Genomic DNA, 18,967 nt, shown 5'->3' on the forward strand with positions numbered 1-18,967 from the left:
TTAAAATACTCTGCAGATTTAAAGTGCAGACCCATTGAACGTTAAGGATATTTCGGATTTCATAGATAACACTGTTAAACTTAGGCAGATTGAATCTTTAGACAGTATACAAAAATTAGTAGATACACTTTCAACGTTTACAAACAGCATAGTAAACGCATCTTCAATGATAGGTAAAAAAGTTAAGTATGAAGGAAATCAGACTTATGTATCACAAGGTCAATCATGCATCGAGTTTAAATTAAATGCTCCAGCACAAAATGTAATAGTTTCATTAGTAGATTCTAACGGCAATATAGTTGAACAAAAAGAATTTACAAATTTAAATGGTAATACTATATATCCTTTATCAATAGAAAATCAAAATTTAGCAGATGGTTATTATAAAGTATTAGTATCAGCAAAAGATTCTGCCGGAAATGATGTCCAAGCAACTGTTTACTCAACAGGAATTGTAAACGGTATAATAAAAGATAACGGTAGTTTAAGTGCGAAAATTAATAATGTCAATGTACCCTTAGATAAAATATTAGAAATAAGTATGTAAAGGAGGGTAGCCATGCTACAGTCATTTTATACAGCAATAACCGGATTAAACGGAAATCAGCAATGGTTAAATGTGATATCTGATAATATTGCCAATGTTAATACAATTGGTTTTAAATCAGAAAGAGTTACTTTTGAAGATTTAATCGCCCATAGCTTAACGACTTTTGCTAACAATACACCTAAAAATACAGAAATTGGTGGCGGGTCTTTCATTGCCCTTACTACAAAAGACTTTTCACAAGGTTCTTTTATGAATACAAACTCTCCAACAGACCTTGCATTAGATGGAGAAGGATTTTTTATGGTTAAAGATAATCAAGGAACTGTCTATTATACAAGGGCAGGACAGTTTAGATTGAATGCTGACGGAGATTTAGTAAACGTTGACGGAATGAAATTACAAGGATGGACGCTTGATGATAAAGGTAATATTATAGGAGCTTTAGATAAAATAAACGTTCCTTATGCTATTAATCCAACAATAACAACAAAAATAAGTCTCGTTGAACCAACAAATTTAGACTCAAGGTCAAATGTTATATCTGCAACTTTTGACCCAACAGATTCAACCACGTTCAATTATGTAAACTCAATGACTGTTTATGATTCTCTTGGAAATCCACATACTTTATCTTTCTATTTTCAAAAAACGAATGAAAGTTCGACAGGAAGCACTTGGAAAGTTTATGTGTATATGGATAACGATTTAACAACACAAGTAGGAAGTTCAACTCTAAACTTTGATACAAATGGAAATTTAACGTCAGGTTCTCCGTTTACATTATCTTTAACTTTAACAAATGGAGCAACTTCTCCACAGTCAATTACTGTTGATGTTTCTAAAATAAAACAAGTAGCTTCAGATTTTATATTCTATGCAAATCAAGATGGTTTTGCTAAAGGAGATTTAATCGGGGTTGCTGTTGCTGAAGATGGTATTATAAAAGGTATGTATTCAAATGGGAATGTTAAAAATATTGCAAGGCTTGCAGTAGCAACATTTAAAGATAAAGAAATGCTTGTTAGAAAAGGCAATAACTTATACTTACCAAATACTCAAACATTTACTCCAATTATCACACCAGGAGGAATTTTGAGTAAAGTAAGAAGTGGGTTCTTAGAACTTTCAAACGTTGACATTTCAAGAGAGTTTATCAACCTTATTACAGCACAAAGAGCATATCAAGCTAACGCAAGAGTTATTACTACAGATGACCAAATACTTCAAGAAGCAATGAATATCAAGAGATAAAACCATAACAACTCCACACATCACAATAAAGAGGTAGGTAATGGCTGAGGAGAAGGAAAATCAAGAGCAGCAGCAGGAAGAAAAAGGTGGCGGGAAGAAGAAGTTAATCATTATATTGATCCCTGTCTTGTTATTAGTATTGGGCGGTGGAGGTTTTTTTGCATATAAAACTTTCTTTGCAAAAGAAGAGAAAGAAAAACCACCGGAGAAAATTGCAAATGAAATAAAAAAAGCTGAAGAGCAAGGAGTAGAGTTAGAAGTTGGAACTTTTGTAGCAAACTTGGCTGATAAAGATGCAGATAGATATATAAAAGTTACTATAGTTATGGAAGTTCAAGATGAGAAAGTAAAGGAAGAGGCTACAAAAAGGATGCCTCAGATAAAAGATGCAATTAATACACTATTATTCACAAAAACAAGCGAAGAACTAAAATCACCGGAAGGAATCGAAAAACTTAAAGAAGAGATAATTAGAAGAACAAATGCTATTTTACCCCTTGGTGGAGTTAAAGATGTCTACTTTACAGAATTCATAATACAAACAAGCTAAGTTGGAGAATATATTATGCATGAGGATATGGAAGTAGATGGGATATATAAAAAAATTAGCTTAATAAAAGATATAAATATACCTATTGTAATAGAACTGGCAAGTTTAAAAAAGAATTTTGAGTTTTTGCTTAACTTAAAAGAGGGTGACATTATAGACCTTGAAAAGAACATTGAAGATTTTGTAAATATATATTTTTCAAATGAAAAAGCAGGATTTGGTGAACTTGTTAATGTAAACGGAAAGTACGGGGCAAGATTAGTAGATTTAATAAAATGATAGATTTTTCAATAATTTTTAAGTTAATTTTATCTTTGTTAATATTAATTGGGACACTATATGGGCTTTTATTTTTTCTTAAAAAATATTCAATACCATTTAGCAAATCCGGTCAAGAAGATATAAAAATCAGAGATGTTAAATTTATTTCCAAGGACATAGGCTTAGTTACAATCGAGTTTGATAATAAAATATTTCTACTTGCATTTCAGAATGGTAAAATAGAAAAAATCAGTGAAAAAGAAATTACTCAAAATCTTGAGCATAAAGAATAGATTAAAAAATAAAAATCTTGTGATATATCAGGTGAGAAATTGGGAATTTTTATAGAACCAAAACAGAAATCCTTAGGACATTGTCCTCTATATGACATGACAGACAGGAAAGTTAAAAGTAAAAGATACACATTTCTAAAGCCGGAAAAGATTCTCCTTCCTTGGTATTACAACGTCATTCTGAGCATAGCAAAGAATCTACCCTTTTTTTATTCAAAAAAAACATTAAAATATTTAAATTTTCAGCTTAATAATAATCACGATATAACAAACAAAATAATACCTCCTTCTGAAGCCAGAAAAAAATCTTACAATATTTTGAATTTCTCGCACAATTTATATTTCATAATATCTATAATCATTGTTTTAACGCTTTTAAACTTTTCTTTTTCTTATGCTGATACATTTTCAGAGACCTTGGCCGGATTTAACCGTTTAGATACAACCCTAAAAATTTTATTACTAATTACAATCATAAGCATAGCACCAGCATTATTGATAAGCGTTACTGCCTTTGTAAGAATTGTTATAGTATTATCATTGTTAAGACATGCTCTTGGTATTCCAACGGCACCGCCAAACCAAGTAATAGTAGGTCTTGCACTTTTTTTAACCATTTTTGTAATGAAACCAACTTTCGAAAAAATAAATGAAGTTAGTATTTCTCCATATTTAAAGAAGCAGATATCTGATATACAAGCAATAGAAAACGCAAAAGAGCCTTTAAAAGAGTTTATGCTAAAAAACACAAGAAAAGAAGATTTAAAACTATTTTTAGATTTAGCCAATGAAAAACCATTATCTCCAAAAGATATCAGTATTTCAACCTTGATTCCGGCTTTCATGATAAGCGAAATTAAAACTGCCTTTGAAATTGTTTTTATAATATACTTACCATTTCTTGTTATAGATTTTATAGTTGCAAGCATCTTGATGTCCATGGGTATGATGATGATACCGCCGATGTTTATATCATTACCTTTTAAGCTTATGCTGTTTGTCCTTGCAGATGGCTTTGAACTTTTAGTCAAAGCTCTTGTTAGCAGTTATAAGTAGTGAGAGGTGCAATCATGACGATAGATATGGCAGTTAATTTAACATCTGAAATGTTTAAAATTGCTATTTTAGTTGGCGGTCCGGTAATTTTAATAACCTTCATTGTTGGACTTTTGATTAGTATATTCCAAGCTGCAACACAGATAAACGAAATGACTATAACATTTGTTCCAAAAATCATCGCGGCGGTGATAGGTTTAATCATTTTTGGCTCATGGATGACAACAAAGTTAGTTGATTATACAAAAGAAGTATTGATGATGATCTTTAAGATTGTACAATGAGTGAAAAATGGTACTAATAACACCCGACCAAGCTATAACAGTTGCACTAATATTTTCAAGAATAATTGCGTTTTTTTTGGCTTTTCCGCTCATTTCATCTCCAATAATTCCTCACAACGTAAAAGTTTTATTAGTTGTTTCTTTTGCTTACTTTACAATGCTAAATTTCAATATAAAGTTAGAAATAAAAGAATACGATTTGTTAATATTCCTTACGCTAATTCTAAAAGAAATTTTTATTGGTTTTTCCTTAGGAATGATAGTTAATATATTTATTGGAGCTTTTTCTTACGCTGCAGAAATAATTAGCTATCTCATGGGGCTAACAGTTTTAAATATATTCAACCCGGCTTTTGGTCAAACTTCTGTGCTATCCGGATATTTTCTTTTTTTATTTTATCTCTTGTTTTTTATATCCGGAGCTTATCAAATTTTTATAGGAGCTTTGTTTAAAAGCTTTGAAGTAATCCCTCTTTCTTCTTTTAATATAAATAATGGAGTGTTTGAATTTATCATCAAAAAAAGTTCAGATATTTTTTTACTGTCTTTTCAGATGGCATTCCCGTTTATTTTAGTCTTACTTGTATTTAATATAGTTTTGGCATTGGTAAATAGATTGATCCCTCAAATAAACGTTTTTATTGTTGGTCTTCCGGCACAGATTTTTATTGGATTTGTCATACTCATATTTGCAAGTTCATTAATAATAAGCGTAGGCCTTAACTTTATTGATAAAATGACAAATTATTATTTAACTTTAATGAAAATTTTTGGCAGGTAAAAAATGGCTAAAGACCCACGTAAAACGGAAAAAGCAACCCCGAAACGAAAACAGAAAGCCAGAGAGGAAGGACAAGTTCTCAAAAGTATGGATGTATCTATTTCTGCATCATTATTTGTCATTTTTATTGTCTTAATATTTTATTTACCTTTTGCATACAAATATCTTGTCGGATACTTTAAATATACGTTTTCAAATCCATTATATCTAATTCCAGATAATGGGAGTATGTTTATTTGGTTTACACTTAAAATATTAGCAATCTTAACACTGCCTGTCATTCTTATTCTTTTTATAGTCGGGATTGCATCAAATGTTATACAGTTTGGTTTTTTATTTACTCTAAAACCTCTTACTCCAAAGCTTGATAAATTAAATGTTATTTCTGGGATAAAAAGAATATTCTCTTTGACTGTTTTATTTGAGCTAATTAAAAATCTTGCCAAACTAACTGTAGCATTGTTTTTATCTTATTTCCTTGTAAAGTATCTATTAAATGACTTTTTAGTTTACATGACAGGCTCCATTAACAATCAAATTTATGTTTTGAGTAAAACGATTATTATCCTTGTAATGTCGTTTGCTTTTTTATCTGTACCAATAGCCATCGCCGATTTTCTTTATAGGAGATATGAGTACGAAGAAAATCTTAAAATGACAAAAGATGAAGTTAAAGAAGAGAGAAAATCCTACGAAGGAAACCCGTTAGTCAAGAGAGAGATTAGAAAAAGAATGAGACAGCTTGCACTAAAAAGGATGATTGCAGAAGTTCCAAAAGCAGACGTTGTAATCACAAACCCAGAACACTATGCTGTTGCATTAAAGTATGAAAGAGGAAAAATGCATGCACCAAAAGTGATAGCAAAAGGACAAGATTTAATAGCCCAAAAGATTAAAGAAGTAGCAAAAGAACATGGCATTAAAATAGTAGAAGACCCACCATTAGCAAGAACATTATACAGTAGTTGCGAAATTGGAGATTATATTCCAGAAAATCTCTATGAAGCAGTAGCAAAAATATTAGCAGAAATTTATAAAGCTAAAAAAGTGGTATAATAATGATAGATAAATGTTTTTTTAATGTGGAGGCATTATGAATCTTAAATCAATAAAAGCCCTTTTTTTATTTATTTTATTTGTAATTAATTTCTCCTTTGCGCAAGTAAGCATTAAACCAGGCGAAATATCATATATAGAAGTTCAGTATAACAATACATTAGTAGCCGGAGAAACATATAATATAACCTTAAAATTTACAGATGCTTTTGGAAACCCATCTAACAATTTTGGTCTTGCATCAAAGATAAAAGCAGTATCTAATGGCCTTGAAATTAGTAAATCTGAGATTTATCCGGGGGATATAAAAAACGGGGAAACCATTATTACAGTTAAAGGAAAAAAGGCCGGTTTTTATAGCTTAACATTTTTTTTGGATGAAAAACCACTGATTCTTAAAGTTTTACCACTTGAAGCCTTAACATCATCTATGAATTTTAGAGTAATAAACAATAAAGCAGAAATAGCAGTAATAGAATCTAAGGATAGTTATTTACCCGGTTATCCGTATGAAATAAGAATAAGCTTTTTTGATAGAGAGGGAAATCCGGTATTAGAAAAATCGCATATCAACCAAACATTCCTTATTAATGCCAATGGAAGCACTAAAGAAGTAAATGTAAATGATTTTAATGGAAATGTGTACAAATTTGATATACTACCTTTTACAGTTGAAGATTTTAACATTGTTGTTCAGGATAAATCTAACAAAAACATCTTGGCGTCAAAAACTATAAAGCCTGAGATACAAACCATAGGAAAAATTGAGGTAATTGCTCCATCAGAAACTGAAGCCGGAAAACCATTTACTCTAGAAATAAAAGTTTATGATACTCAAGGTAGATTAATAAAAGTATATGATAAAATCGGCAAAGATATAAAACTAAAAGTTAATGGCTCCGGAAGAATAATTCCTGATATAATTCCAAAAGAAGCGTTTGTTGAAGGTGTAGCCCAAATTCAAGCTATTTATACAAAAAGTGAAACAATCAATATAGAGCCTGTAATTCTTGGATTGAATACAAGCATTGATGTAGAAAAAAAGACTCAAAAAGAAGAGAAAAAAATAGTAGAGCAACCTAAAAAGGAACAAGAATTGCCAACAGAAAAAAAATCTGAACAAATACCGGAGAAAAAAGAAAAGAAAACCACCGCTATAAAATTAAAATTTCCATTAGAACTTGGAATAATTAGCAAAGTAAACCTAATATCTTCAAAAGAAAGTAATTTTATATATAAGATTTACTTTTCAAAGAGAAATTTAGAGTATGAAGTAAGAAACTATGAAAAAGATATTTTTATAGGAAAAGAAAATATAGGAAAACTAAACTTCGTTGAAGATAAAGACCATAACATAGTTTTAAATATATCTTTGAAAGATGATTATACAGCAGAAGCTTCATTGTTAAAGGATTCAAAAAATACTATTGAAGTTAAGGTTGTAGAAAAATGATAGAAAAGGTAATCCTAATTCCTATCATTCTTAATCTTGTCAATCAGCCAAAAGAGACAATCGAAAATGAAAATGTTATAGAAATTCCTATATATAAGCAGGAAATTTCCATTCCGATTTCTAAAAAGAAAAAGAATTCTTACGTGTCAAGAAAAAGAAAAAATTTAAATTATAAGGTAAATGTTTATAAAGATTCTAATTATCTTCATGTAAAAATTTCTATACCAAGAAAATATCTAAAATCTAATCAAACAATAAAACTGCCACCGAAAAAAGTTGATGTAGAAATAGAAGAATAAAATATAAAGGAGTTAAGATGCATCGAGGAATAGTAATTTTAGATTTTGGCTCTCAATACACCCAGTTAATAGCAAGAAGGATAAGAGAATTAAATGTTTATAGCGAGATTTTGCAGTTTAACGCATCTGTAGAGGAGATACTAAAACATAATCCAAAAGGAATGATATTTTCTGGTGGACCTGCTTCTGTTTATGAGCCTGATGCACCTAAGCCGGATGAAAAAGTTTATGATTTAGGATTGCCTATTCTTGGAATTTGTTATGGACTTCAGCTTATAACTCATCATTTTGGTGGAGAAGTAATAAAAGCTGATAAGCACGAGTATGGTAAAGCCGAGTTAGAAGTTTTAGATCATGAAGACCTTTTTTATAATATCCCACACTATACACAAGTTTGGATGAGTCATGCAGATAAAGTAGTAAAACTACCGGAAGGTTTTGAAGTAATTGGTAGAACGTTTAACGCGCCTTTTGCAGCTGTAAGAAACAAAGAAAAGAAAATTTGGGGCGTTCAGTTCCATCCGGAAGTAAGCCATACACTTCTTGGTAAAGAAATGCTGAAAAACTTTGCAGTCAGGATTTGTAAATGTAAACAAGACTGGACTATGGGTAATTTCTTAATGGAAAAGCAGGCTGAAATAAGAAAAATGGTGGGTAACAAAAAAGCAATCTGTGCTTTGTCTGGTGGCGTTGATTCATCTGTTGCGGCGGTTTTAGTTCATAATGCGATTGGAGATAATTTAACTTGCATCTTTGTTGACAATGGACTTTTGAGAAAAGGTGAAAGAGAACAGGTAGAAAAAACATTTAGAGACAATTTCCATATTTCATTGATAGTAGTAGATGCAAAAGATAGGTTTTTAAAGGCATTAAAAGGAATCACAGACCCGGAGCAAAAGAGAAAGATAATCGGTAATCTTTTTATAGAAGTCTTTGAAGAAGAAGCGAAAAAATTAAAAGATGTAGAATACTTAGTTCAAGGTACATTATACCCAGACGTTATAGAAAGCGTATCAGTTAAAGGGCCATCAGCAGTTATTAAAACTCACCATAACGTTGGCGGACTACCGGAGAGAATGAACTTAAAGCTTATAGAACCGCTAAGAGAGTTATTCAAAGATGAAGTAAGAGAGCTTGGCAAAGAGCTTGGATTGCCAGAAGAGATTATTTACAGACAACCATTCCCAGGACCAGGTTTGGCTATAAGGGTAATTGGTGAAGTAAATGAAAATGATTTAAACATTTTAAGAGAAGCAGATGCAATAGTTTTAGAAGAAATAAAAAAAGCAGGACTTTATAAAGATTTATGGCAATCTTTTGCAGTTTTACTGCCAATTCATACAGTCGGAGTAATGGGAGATTATAGAACATACGAAAAAGTCATAGCAATCAGAGCAGTAGAAAGTACGGACGGAATGACAGCTGACTGGGCAAGGCTACCGTATGATTTACTTGACACGATGATGAGACGAATAATTAACGAAGTAAAAGGTGTCAATAGAGTAGTTTATGATATCTCTTCAAAGCCACCTGCAACCATAGAATGGGAATAATTTGAAAATAGGAATAGCATTATCCGGCGGTGCAGTAAGAGGACTTGCTCATATTGGAGTTTTAAAAGCCTTAGAAGAGCTTGACATTAAGCCAGATATAGTCTCCGGAGTTAGTGCTGGCTCTATCATTGGTTCTTTTTACTGTGCCGGATATTCTCCCAAAGAGATGGAAGAGATTGCTTTAAAAACCAATTTAAACAGCTTCATACTTCCTTCTATTTCTAAAAAAGCTCTCTTTAGCTTAGATAAATTAGAAAGCTTTTTGGAAAAATACATTGGAAAGATAAATATTGAAGATTTAAAAATTCCTCTAATAATCGCAGCAACAAATTTAAATAAAGCAACCATAGAATATTTTCAAAGTGGAAGTTTAATAAAAACAGTTAAGGCTTCTTGCAGTATTCCAGTCATGTTTAAACCTGTTAAGATTGATAAATATTTCTATGTTGACGGGGGTATTATGAATAACCTTCCGGTAGAAACTTTAAGAGAAAAAGTAGATTTTGCAATAGGTGTGGAAGTAAATCCATTTTTAGAAGAAGAGAAAGATTTTAATAATATAATTTCAATAGGAATAAGAAGTTTTTATCTTGCCATAAGGTCTAACACTGAAACAAGCAAAAAGCTTTGTGATTTAGTTATCCAGCCAATAGAACTTGTTAATATTCCATTGTTTGCTACTTGGAAAGCAAAAGAGGCGATAGAAATAGGTTATACTTTTACAAAAGAGTTAATTAAAGAGCAAATAAGAAAATGACAGATAATTATACAAACGTTTAATCCTCAACTGTTTATCTCTAAACAAATACTTTAATCATTTGAAATTATAAATGTATCGATTTTTTAAATCATTTAATTGTGTTAGAATATTACTATACTTGAACCATCTTTCATATTTTAGGAGGGAAATATTAATGTTGATTAATCGTATTAAAATATTATTATCATTAATATTTGTCTTTTATTCAACGTATGCATTAGCACAGATAAAAGTCGAATCAGGTAATATATCTTATTTTCAAGTAAACTATAAGAAAACTGTTAGAGCCGGAGAAGAAACTACTATTACTATTACTGCTAAAGACCCTTTTGATAATGATGTTACAGATCTTTCAGGAAAAGTTATATTAAAAATTAATAATAAAGATAAAGTTATTACTTTTTCAAGTGGTGTTGGAAGTTTAAAGTTCTATTCTGAAACAGTCGGAAAATACAATTTTAAAATTTACTTAGAAAATGAGCCATTTAAGATAAAAGATTCTTACACATCCGGTTTTCTAAATGAATTTAACATTTACGTTTTAAACAATAAAATTTCTAAAGTCGAAATCATAACCTCTCCTGAATTTATACCTGAGTATGAAAAAGAATTTTCTATCGTTGCATATGATAAATTTGGAAATTTAGTTAATGATACATCTTATGGTGAACAATCTTTAATAATTCAAACTAACGGGAGCTTTAAAACTATCATAAGAAATAAGGAACTTGAAAACGGAAGAAAAACAATAAAATTTATTCCATCTGAATTACATGATATAAAAATAGAGGTTTTCGATGAAAATAAATCTTTACTTGGGTCGAAAACCTTAGCTTTTGTTATACAAATTCCAAAATATATAAAAATTGCAATGCCGGAGAAAACAAGAGCCGGTGAAGAGTTTGAAGCAAAACTTAGTGTTTATGACCAAAACGGTTTGTTAATAAAAGTCTATGACAAGATAGGAAAACCTGTAAAATTGACTCATAATGGTTCAGGAAGACTAATACCGGATATTGTATACCCTCAGCAATTTTCTAAAGGTATAGCTATAGTAAAGCTGATTTATACAAAAAATGAACAAATTAAAATTACACCTATAATTGAAGGATATGAAAAAATATCTTATAGCGAAGGGTCAAAAGAACCAGCACAAGAAACTCCAAAAGAAGAAAAAGCACCAGAGATAGTAAAAAAACCAGAAACAAAAGAGAAAATTATTCCGGATAAAATAGTTAGAGCTAAAGAGCCAGTCAAAATTTTAAATCTTTTTATACCTAAAAACATTGGAAAGCTTGAGAATGTTGAAACATTGAAAGAAGGAAATGGAATCAAAATCTTAAAGTTAGTTATTTCCAATAGAAATAGAGATATAGAAGTTATAAAAGTAAACAGAAATATAGAAGTTAACGGAAGAGAAATTGGAAGATTGTCTTTATATGAGAATCAAGAAGGTGAAATTGAGATAGAAATAAAAACTCTACAAAATTACACTGTAAATCCTGTGTTAGATAAAAGCCAAAATTTAATTAAATTAGAAATATATAAAGATTAAAAGTTAGATAATGCCCGGAAAGTAGGAGTTTTCAAAAATTTTTGTTAGCGTACCTTTACGTGTCATCCTGAGGACTTTTAGTCCGAAGGATCTCTTTTTCGATCTTTTGACTTGAAAAGAAAGGTGTGAGATTCTTCGCTTCGCTCAGAATGAAGATGTGGATGGAGATATAACTTCTCTTTTTTCTATCATTTTTATGGTTCTGCTCTGAAGACTCTCCTCTTTTAAGAAGAAAAGACAAGGAAGTGAGGAATATGAGTAAGAAAGGAGGAAGATTATTCGCTTACACTCAAAATGTTTTATATAATAACAACGAAAAGTTAAATGATAAGCATTAAAGAAAGGATAATCTTAGATGTTGTCCTGCGGCCGGCTAAAAATCTCCTGTTTTTCTTTTTTCAAGCCATCACATAATCTGGTGTTTTGTCTTCAATCAATCTCTTATTTAGCTTTTGTATTGAATAGCAAAACGAAGAATGAGACCACGTTAAAGGACACACAGATAACGGCTCTCCTGTGAATGGATGGAACTGCTCTGCCAACAATCCAGCCTGAGTTTTTCTCTTTATCACCCAGTTAATCAGCTGAAATGCCCTATCAAACAATCCAACCTGTGTATACCAGTTAGCAAGCCATAAAGTAGTTATTATCCAAGGATTTCCTGGTGTATCATCAGACACTTTGTGATAGTAATCGTTTTCATATCTTGCAAGACCACCAATCCCATTTTTTATCCAAAGCCTATCCTCTACTGCCCTTACAGTATTAACCATTCTATAATCTTCTGGGTCTATCACGCCAAATTCATGAACAAGAAGCAAACTACTTTCTACAGTTTTATCCTTAATGATATTTCCGTTTTTATCTCTGTATATTCCTCTTAAAAATCTTCCTTCTTCTTCATCATAAAGATATTTCAAAATTCCATTCCTAATTTCCTCGGCTTTTTGATTGTACAAAACAGACTCTTCTTTATTTCCTACAAGTACAGCAAGCTTGGATGCAGCAATCAAACCTGCGTATACTGTTGATGCTGTATAAGTAAAAATACCTCTTCTTTCTTCCCATAAATCATAGCTTTCAAGGGGAAGGTTTAACTGTGGGTCTGTATACTTAACCATAAAGTTTGCAGCCTTTCTGACAAATCCGTTATACATATAGTCCACAAACTCGATATCTTTACTATTTAAATAATGATTGTACAAAGCAACCACCACTAAAGCTGTCTCATCTTCTTGGATTGGAAGCTGATAATTTTCATCATCGTCACACCAAGGATGCCATGAAGAACCTGCTGTTCCATCGGGAGAATATTTATGAAGAAGAAATCCTTCATCTGTTATATGCTGTTTACAGAATTTAAAAAATCTTTGTGTTAAGTTTGTATATCCTGCGTTATCAAGAGACATAACGATAAAAGCACCATCCCTTGGCCAAAGATAGCTGTAATGGTCTTTGTTGAACTTATAAATCGATGTATCATTTGCGGCAACGATAGCACCGTTATTGTCAAAGTGAGCACGAATGATTAAAAGACTTTGATAGTATAGGTCTTTTATATTTTTAGATAAAGCCGGCAATAGCCTGTCTTTTGTCTTTATCCAACCTTGCCAAAACTCCTGCGTCTCTTCAAGTAAATGATCTAAGCCTTCATTGCTTACTTTATTTTTCAATTTAACTATATCATCATAACGATGACCAACTAAAAGATAGTAGTAAGCTGTTTTACTTTCAAAAGGTTTTAGATTTTCAACTATTGCCCAAGCACTATCGATCTCTCCTTGAACTATCTTATTTCTGCTTAAATGACCTCTTTCAATCTCCAACCAAGAGCCGGATGTATGGTTTTTCTTTGAGACGGTATATTCAAAATTACTACTTTGAGATGAGATATAAATATACGTTGCGCCTTTGTAATGAATCAAGCCTTTTAATTTTGGGTCGTAGTATGCAGTATTACCTATTTCAGATTCATTTAACTTAAACCCGTGGTAAAAAAATATTTTTACTTCTTTTTCTTCTTCTGTTAGATTTGTAATCAGGATTTGATGGATTAAGATGTCTGAATATTTATGAATAGCTGATTTAAAGTTTAGTTTGATACCAAGCTCATCAGATTTAGCTTCTAAATTCGCAACCAGCGAATTTTCACAGTAGCTAAATTTTTTCTCCCAAGAGTCATCAATCCATTTAAACCTACCATTTACATATATACCAATAGAGTTTGCCTCTGAGTTTAGATGATTATACATTCCAACATAAGGAAAGTAAAAGTCTCTAATAGCAAAGTTTTTATCTATATTAACAAAAAATCTTCCATTACTTAACACTATCTCTTTCATAGATTGACTTTACCTCTTTGTCTGTTAAATGTTTAAATTGATGTGGCTTTAAGTTTTCAATAGAAATGCTATCTATTTTAACACGGACAAGCCTTCTTACTTTATGATTAAATTTACTCACATATCTTCTTAAGATTCTTTTTTTTCCGCTATGAATTTCAAAAAGTAGCCATGTGCTATCTTTTGTGTGTTTTAAGATTTCAACTTTATCCGGTTTAAAAAAGCCGTCTTCTAAAATAGCTCCTTTTTTCATCTGATTTAGCCTCTCTTCATTAACTTTTGGAACTACCTCTACGTGATAAATTTTTCTGATTTCATGCCTTGGATGGGCAATTTTATTTGCAAACTCACCATCATTTGTTAAAATTAAAAGACCTTCGCTATTATAATCAAGCCTTCCAACAGGAAATAAGTTTTCTTTGATATTTAACTCTTTAAGCAAATCTGTTAATGTTTTTCTTCCAAACTTATCTTTCCCAACTGCTGAAAGATAGCCAACAGGTTTGTAGATTTTTATGTAAATCTTTTTCTCTACCGGTTTTATGATATTACCTTCAACTTCTACTACATCTTTTTCAGGATTTATCTTAGCTCCTAAGTCTTTGATGATTTCTCCATTTACTTTAACTATTCCTTCTTTTATAAGCTCGTCTGCCTTTCTTCTGCTACATATTCCACTTTGTGCTATATATTTATTCAATCTTACTTGCATTTTTAACAGCCTTAATAAAATTTTTAATTATATAATATACACACCTTGGGTGAGAAATTATGAAATTTAAAAAGGAAATCCTTCTCAGTATGGATACAGATTGTAAAAAGTGATACAAGAAAGATAAGAAAGCGATTTGAATAGGCAGGAAGAGAAAAGGAGATTCTTTCCGTGGCTAGAGAATTAAGATTTTTGATTTAATTAAAATAAAGCATTCTTAATAAATAAATCGGATTAATAACATATTTTATCGCTACAATTTGGATTAAAATATTTAATAATTTTTTAATAGGAGGTAAAAAAGTTTTGACAATTTTAGCTTTTTTAATAATGCTTGGAGTACTGATTACGATACATGAATTTGGACATTTTCTTTTTGCGAGAATGTTTGGCGTAAAAGTAGAAACATTCTCGATAGGATTTGGACCACCAATATTCAGATGGAAAGGAAAAGAAACAGAATACCAAATAGCACTTATTCCCCTTGGTGGATACGTAAAAATGTATGGTGAAGATTCAATGACAGAACCAGTCCAAGGTGAAGTTAATAAAGAAGCCTACAACGACCCAAGGTCTTTTCATTCAAAAGCAAGATGGCAAAAAATGTTAATAGCATTTGCCGGACCACTCTTTAACATAATCCTTGCAATAGTTTTATTTATAGCTGTTTATGCAATAGGTATAAAAGAACCGGCATATTTAACACAGCCACCGGAAATAGGATATGTTGAGAAAAACTCAGTTGCTGAAAAAATAGGACTACACCCGTTTGACAAGATTTTAAAAGTAAATGGTGAAGAAGTTAAAAATTGGAAAGATTTAACAATTAAATTAGCAATGAAATCTGGCAAAAATATAGATATAGAGTTTTTAAGAAATGGTAATGTCTATAAAGTATCTGCTACTCTTCCGGAAGATATGACAAAGGATTCCTTCGGCATTTCTCCAATAATAGAGCCAAAGGTTGGTAAAGTTTTGCCAAATACACCGGCAGAAAAAGCAGGTTTAAAAGAAGGGGATATTATTATTGCTGTAAATGGAAAGCCAATAAGAACATGGTTTGAATTTGCAGACTTTATGTCTAACTTAAACAAAAAAAGAGACATTAACCTTATTGTTAAAAGGGATGGAAAAATTATTTCTTTAATGATAACACCGGAATACAATCAAGAGCTTAAAAAATATACAGTAGGCATATCTCCAAAATTTGAAGTAAAGACCATCCAGTATCCTTTAGACCAAGCAATAGTAAAAGCATTTGATAAGACAAAAGAATTAACAGTATCAATATATCATGTTGTAGCAGGTTTATTTACAGGTGAGGTGTCATTTAAAACCCTTGGCGGTCCTATCTCTATTGCTAAGTTTTCAGGAGAAGCATTAGAATCTGGAATTACAACATTCTTATTTGCGATGGCTTTTATGTCTTTACAGCTTGGGTATTTAAACTTACTTCCTATTCCGGTTCTTGATGGTGGATTAATATTTATACTTTTGATAGAAAGTATTATCAGAAGACCACTTCCAGAAAAGGCAAAAGAATATTTAGCATACATAGGCTTTGCACTTCTTGGTAGCTTAATGATTTACGTCATTTTTAATGATATATTAAGAGCTATACAATAAATATAAAAAATATATTTTTATATATGGAGTAAAAATGGCTACAAGAGTTGGGATTATCGTTTTAAGTGGAACCTTAGATAAAGTAATGCCTGCTTTTATAATTGGGACTACAGCTGCGGCTATGGGTATGGAAGTAGGGATGTTCTTTAGCTTTTATGGATTAAATGCAATTCATAAAGAAAAACATAAAAATTTAAAAGTTTCTCCGGTAGGAAATCCTGCAATGCCTATGCCTGTTCCTGTGCCACAGATACTAACAATAATGCCAGGTATGATGGATTTTGCAACATCTATGATGAAAGGAATGATGGAAAAACATAAAGTCCCATCTTTAGAACAACTAATCCAACAAGCAAAAGATTTAGAGATAAAATTATATCCATGCCAGACAGCAATGACTCTCTTTGGCTATACGGTCGATGACTTAATAGAAGGTGTAGAAAAACCGGCCGGAGCTGCAACTTTTTTAAGCTTTGTAAATGCAGGTGATAAATCAATAGTTTTGAATTTTTAACTATATATCGGGCGAAAAATTAAATAAAATATAAGATCCTTCGCACAGTTGCAGAGTGGCAAATAAGGCAATTGCTAACGTGTTTTTACTTTCTTTATCATCCTGAGGGCTTTAGCCCGAAGGATCTCTTTTTTGATTTTTTGGCTTGAAAAGAAAAATATGAGATTCTTCGCTTCGCTCAGAATGACAGTGTGGATTTTTACAAGCAGCCTCAATAAGGAAATAAAGGCTACTTCAAAACTTGCCAACCAAAATTCCTTCCGTTGGATTCCTAACAGAAACATTGGCTTGCTTTGAAGGTTTTCATCAGACGGAGTATGGCTTTCCTTGTAATAATTAACAAAGCAATGAATTAAGAAATTATTAAGATATTTTGGATTAAAAATTGAACTCGGGGGTTTATGCCCCGAGTTAGGAATTATTTAGACATGTTGAAATCCATACTGAAATCCATATCCGGTCTGCATTTTTCTTGCAAGCTCTTCTAATCTTCTGATTCTCTCTTCAGTTGGTGGGTGAGTTGAAAATAGTTTCATTATGAAATCTCCGCTAAGTGGATTGACAATCATCATATGAGCAGTTCCCGGATTGACTTCTCTAGATGCTACTTCTTGTATCTGTGGATTATGTGCTATTTCTTCCAATTTTCTTAAAGCATTAGCTAAGCATAAAGGACATCCGGAGATTTTTGCTCCTGCTTCGTCTGCTAAAAATTCTCTTGAACGAGATATTGCCATTTGTACTAAAGTTGCTGCTAAAGGGGCAACTATAAACAAGATTACAGAACCTATTATTGATGCAATTGTATTACTGCTGTTTTCTTCATCATTATTATTTCCACCGAAGAATGTACTGAAATAAGCTATGTTGGCAAGCATAGAGATTGCTCCACCAATAGTTGCAGCTATTGAAGAAATAAGTATATCTCTATTTTTAATGTGCCCAAGCTCGTGAGCTAAAACACCTCTTAGTTCATTCTTGTCTAAAATTTGTAAAATACCGGAAGTTACAGCTACAGCTGCATGGTTAGGGTCTCTTCCTGTTGCAAAAGCATTTGGAACAGCCATCGGTGCTAAATAGATTTTTGGTTTTGGAATGCCGGCTCTCCTTGCTAGATCTTCGACCATTTCATGAAGCCAAGGTGCCTCTTCATACGAAATCTCTCTCGCTCCATACATAGCCAAAGCAACTTTATCAGAAAAGAAATAGCTGAAAAAGTTCATAAATAATGCTACCACAAACGCAATTATCATACCTTGCTTTCCGGCTACTAAATGACCAATGGCAAGAAATAAACCTGTCAAAACTCCTAAAAGTAAAACTGTTTTCAGCTGATTTGCCATTCTTTAAACCCCCTATTTCTAAAATGCTTATATAAATAATACAACCGAGGCAGGTATTTTTCAACCCCCTCGGTCATACTTTTAAAAGTGTTTTCTTTATTAGTTATTAATGAACTTCTGGATTTATTACATCTCCACCGGATTCATTACCACCTTGTCCATAAAGTTTTTGTGCAAATCTGTTAGCAACGTTTTGTAATTTATTTAATGCAGTTTGGATTTGTGTTCTATCGTTAGATTCAATAGCTTTCTTAGCTTCAGCTATTACATTTTCTGCTTCCGAGATTTCTTCTGATGTAAATTTAGCTTTGTTTTCATTAAATGCCTTTTCAAAGCTATACACTAAAGCATCAAGTTGGTTTCTTAACTCAATTGTTTCTTTAAACTTCTTGTCTTCTTCTTCATGTTTTTTAGCTTCTTCGATAAGTTTTTCAATATCTTCCTTGGTTAATCCGCTTGATGGTGTAACTGTTATAGATTGTGCTCTACCTGTTGCCTTATCTGTAGCTGTAACATGTAGTATACCATCTGCGTCTATATCAAAGCACACTTCTATTTGAGGAACTCCTCTTGGTGCCGGTGGAATATCAGTTAATCTAAAGCTACCAAGCAATTTATTTTCTCTAGCAATGCTTCTTTCACCTTGGTATACTGCAATTTCAACAGTTGTTTGGTTATCAACTGCTGTTGTAAACATTTCACATTTTTTAGTTGGTATAGGAGTGTTT

General features: G+C 31.7%; 21 protein-coding genes. 16 read left to right on the plus strand and 5 right to left on the minus strand.

Going from position 1 to position 18,967, the window contains the following annotated elements; all coding sequences use genetic code 11:
• Positions 1-34 precede the first annotated feature (34 nt).
• The 14 genes from SULYE_RS00215 (at position 35) to SULYE_RS00280 (ending at position 11,702) form a co-directional block, all read left to right on the plus strand.
• Positions 35-547: a flagellar hook assembly protein FlgD gene (locus tag SULYE_RS00215; protein WP_007545410.1), complete on the plus strand. Its 513-nt coding sequence runs from the start codon at positions 35-37 to the stop codon at positions 545-547.
• A gap of 12 nt (positions 548-559) precedes the next feature.
• Positions 560-1,801 carry a flagellar hook protein FlgE gene (locus SULYE_RS00220; protein ID WP_007545411.1) on the plus strand — a complete coding sequence of 414 codons (1,242 nt, stop codon included), beginning with the start codon at positions 560-562 and terminating at the stop codon, positions 1,799-1,801.
• A gap of 40 nt (positions 1,802-1,841) precedes the next feature.
• Complete coding sequence (locus SULYE_RS00225) at positions 1,842-2,351, plus strand: flagellar basal body-associated FliL family protein (protein ID WP_007545412.1); 510 nt, start codon at positions 1,842-1,844, stop codon at positions 2,349-2,351.
• A gap of 15 nt (positions 2,352-2,366) precedes the next feature.
• Entirely contained in the window at positions 2,367-2,630 is a 264-nt protein-coding gene (locus SULYE_RS00230; protein ID WP_007545413.1) for a FliM/FliN family flagellar motor switch protein, read from the plus strand.
• 35 nt (positions 2,631-2,665) lie between these two features.
• Positions 2,666-2,905: a hypothetical protein gene (locus SULYE_RS00235; protein ID WP_232178516.1), complete on the plus strand. Its 240-nt coding sequence runs from the start codon at positions 2,666-2,668 to the stop codon at positions 2,903-2,905.
• Positions 2,906-2,944: 39 nt separating this feature from the next.
• The gene (gene fliP, locus SULYE_RS00240) at positions 2,945-3,961 is read left to right on the plus strand and encodes a flagellar type III secretion system pore protein FliP (protein ID WP_007545415.1); all 1,017 of its coding nucleotides are present in this window, start codon (positions 2,945-2,947) and stop codon (positions 3,959-3,961) included.
• A gap of 14 nt (positions 3,962-3,975) precedes the next feature.
• The gene (gene fliQ, locus SULYE_RS00245) at positions 3,976-4,245 is read left to right on the plus strand and encodes a flagellar biosynthesis protein FliQ (protein ID WP_007545417.1); all 270 of its coding nucleotides are present in this window, start codon (positions 3,976-3,978) and stop codon (positions 4,243-4,245) included.
• Between the two features lie 7 nt (positions 4,246-4,252).
• Positions 4,253-5,026 (plus strand): flagellar biosynthetic protein FliR, encoded by a 774-nt coding sequence (gene fliR, locus SULYE_RS00250; protein ID WP_007545418.1) that lies wholly within the window; start codon positions 4,253-4,255, stop codon positions 5,024-5,026.
• A 3-nt stretch (positions 5,027-5,029) separates the two neighbouring features.
• Positions 5,030-6,082 (plus strand): flagellar biosynthesis protein FlhB, encoded by a 1,053-nt coding sequence (flhB, locus tag SULYE_RS00255; protein WP_007545419.1) that lies wholly within the window; start codon positions 5,030-5,032, stop codon positions 6,080-6,082.
• Between the two features lie 37 nt (positions 6,083-6,119).
• Positions 6,120-7,535 (plus strand): hypothetical protein, encoded by a 1,416-nt coding sequence (locus tag SULYE_RS00260; protein ID WP_007545420.1) that lies wholly within the window; start codon positions 6,120-6,122, stop codon positions 7,533-7,535.
• On the plus strand, positions 7,532-7,834 hold the full coding sequence (locus tag SULYE_RS00265; protein WP_007545421.1) for a hypothetical protein: 303 nt from the start codon (positions 7,532-7,534) through the stop codon (positions 7,832-7,834). Before SULYE_RS00260 ends, SULYE_RS00265 begins: the two co-directional genes overlap by 4 nt.
• A gap of 17 nt (positions 7,835-7,851) precedes the next feature.
• Positions 7,852-9,387 (plus strand): glutamine-hydrolyzing GMP synthase, encoded by a 1,536-nt coding sequence (gene guaA, locus SULYE_RS00270; RefSeq protein ID WP_007545422.1) that lies wholly within the window; start codon positions 7,852-7,854, stop codon positions 9,385-9,387.
• 1 nt (position 9,388) lies between these two features.
• Complete coding sequence (locus SULYE_RS00275; protein WP_007545423.1) at positions 9,389-10,144, plus strand: patatin-like phospholipase family protein; 756 nt, start codon at positions 9,389-9,391, stop codon at positions 10,142-10,144.
• A gap of 157 nt (positions 10,145-10,301) precedes the next feature.
• Positions 10,302-11,702 (plus strand): hypothetical protein, encoded by a 1,401-nt coding sequence (locus SULYE_RS00280; protein ID WP_007545424.1) that lies wholly within the window; start codon positions 10,302-10,304, stop codon positions 11,700-11,702.
• Positions 11,703-12,100: 398 nt separating this feature from the next.
• Here the strand turns inward: SULYE_RS00280 and SULYE_RS00285 are convergent, their stop codons facing one another.
• Positions 12,101-14,044 carry a glycoside hydrolase family 15 protein gene (locus SULYE_RS00285; RefSeq protein ID WP_007545425.1) on the minus strand — a complete coding sequence of 648 codons (1,944 nt, stop codon included), beginning with the start codon at positions 14,042-14,044 and terminating at the stop codon, positions 12,101-12,103.
• The gene (locus SULYE_RS00290; protein ID WP_007545426.1) at positions 14,022-14,756 is read right to left on the minus strand and encodes a pseudouridine synthase; all 735 of its coding nucleotides are present in this window, start codon (positions 14,754-14,756) and stop codon (positions 14,022-14,024) included. Before SULYE_RS00290 ends, SULYE_RS00285 begins: the two co-directional genes overlap by 23 nt.
• A 306-nt stretch (positions 14,757-15,062) precedes the next feature.
• On the opposite strand from SULYE_RS00290, the gene rseP reads away from it, so the two are divergent.
• The gene (gene rseP / locus SULYE_RS00295) at positions 15,063-16,382 is read left to right on the plus strand and encodes an RIP metalloprotease RseP (RefSeq protein ID WP_007545427.1); all 1,320 of its coding nucleotides are present in this window, start codon (positions 15,063-15,065) and stop codon (positions 16,380-16,382) included.
• 34 nt (positions 16,383-16,416) lie between these two features.
• Positions 16,417-16,896: a DsrE/DsrF/DrsH-like family protein gene (locus SULYE_RS00300; protein ID WP_007545429.1), complete on the plus strand. Its 480-nt coding sequence runs from the start codon at positions 16,417-16,419 to the stop codon at positions 16,894-16,896.
• Positions 16,897-16,970: 74 nt separating this feature from the next.
• Here the strand turns inward: SULYE_RS00300 and SULYE_RS08140 are convergent, their stop codons facing one another.
• From SULYE_RS08140 to SULYE_RS00310, 3 genes are all read right to left on the minus strand, one after another.
• Positions 16,971-17,144, minus strand: a complete 174-nt coding sequence (locus tag SULYE_RS08140) for a hypothetical protein (protein WP_156784741.1) — start codon at positions 17,142-17,144, stop codon at positions 16,971-16,973.
• A 174-nt stretch (positions 17,145-17,318) separates the two neighbouring features.
• Entirely contained in the window at positions 17,319-18,239 is a 921-nt protein-coding gene (gene htpX / locus SULYE_RS00305; protein ID WP_007545430.1) for a zinc metalloprotease HtpX, read from the minus strand.
• 106 nt (positions 18,240-18,345) lie between these two features.
• Positions 18,346-18,967 (minus strand): Hsp70 family protein (locus tag SULYE_RS00310; RefSeq protein WP_007545431.1); only part of this gene is annotated, 622 nt, incomplete at its 5' end.

This window comes from Sulfurihydrogenibium yellowstonense SS-5 (genome assembly GCF_000173615.1).
GTDB lineage: Bacteria > Aquificota > Aquificia > Aquificales > Hydrogenothermaceae > Sulfurihydrogenibium > Sulfurihydrogenibium yellowstonense.

Coding starts and splice junctions, on each gene's coding strand:
- SULYE_RS00220 (WP_007545411.1), top strand. CDS start 560: ATGCTACAGTCATTTTATACAGCAATAACCGGATTAAACGGAAATCAG.
- SULYE_RS00225 (WP_007545412.1), top strand. CDS start 1,842: ATGGCTGAGGAGAAGGAAAATCAAGAGCAGCAGCAGGAAGAAAAAGGT.
- SULYE_RS00230 (WP_007545413.1), top strand. CDS start 2,367: ATGCATGAGGATATGGAAGTAGATGGGATATATAAAAAAATTAGCTTA.
- fliQ (WP_007545417.1), top strand. CDS start 3,976: ATGACGATAGATATGGCAGTTAATTTAACATCTGAAATGTTTAAAATT.
- fliR (WP_007545418.1), top strand. CDS start 4,253: ATGGTACTAATAACACCCGACCAAGCTATAACAGTTGCACTAATATTT.
- flhB (WP_007545419.1), top strand. CDS start 5,030: ATGGCTAAAGACCCACGTAAAACGGAAAAAGCAACCCCGAAACGAAAA.
- SULYE_RS00260 (WP_007545420.1), top strand. CDS start 6,120: ATGAATCTTAAATCAATAAAAGCCCTTTTTTTATTTATTTTATTTGTA.
- SULYE_RS00265 (WP_007545421.1), top strand. CDS start 7,532: ATGATAGAAAAGGTAATCCTAATTCCTATCATTCTTAATCTTGTCAAT.
- guaA (WP_007545422.1), top strand. CDS start 7,852: ATGCATCGAGGAATAGTAATTTTAGATTTTGGCTCTCAATACACCCAG.
- SULYE_RS00280 (WP_007545424.1), top strand. CDS start 10,302: ATGTTGATTAATCGTATTAAAATATTATTATCATTAATATTTGTCTTT.
- SULYE_RS00285 (WP_007545425.1), bottom strand. CDS start 14,044: ATGAAAGAGATAGTGTTAAGTAATGGAAGATTTTTTGTTAATATAGAT.
- SULYE_RS00290 (WP_007545426.1), bottom strand. CDS start 14,756: ATGCAAGTAAGATTGAATAAATATATAGCACAAAGTGGAATATGTAGC.
- SULYE_RS00300 (WP_007545429.1), top strand. CDS start 16,417: ATGGCTACAAGAGTTGGGATTATCGTTTTAAGTGGAACCTTAGATAAA.
- htpX (WP_007545430.1), bottom strand. CDS start 18,239: ATGGCAAATCAGCTGAAAACAGTTTTACTTTTAGGAGTTTTGACAGGT.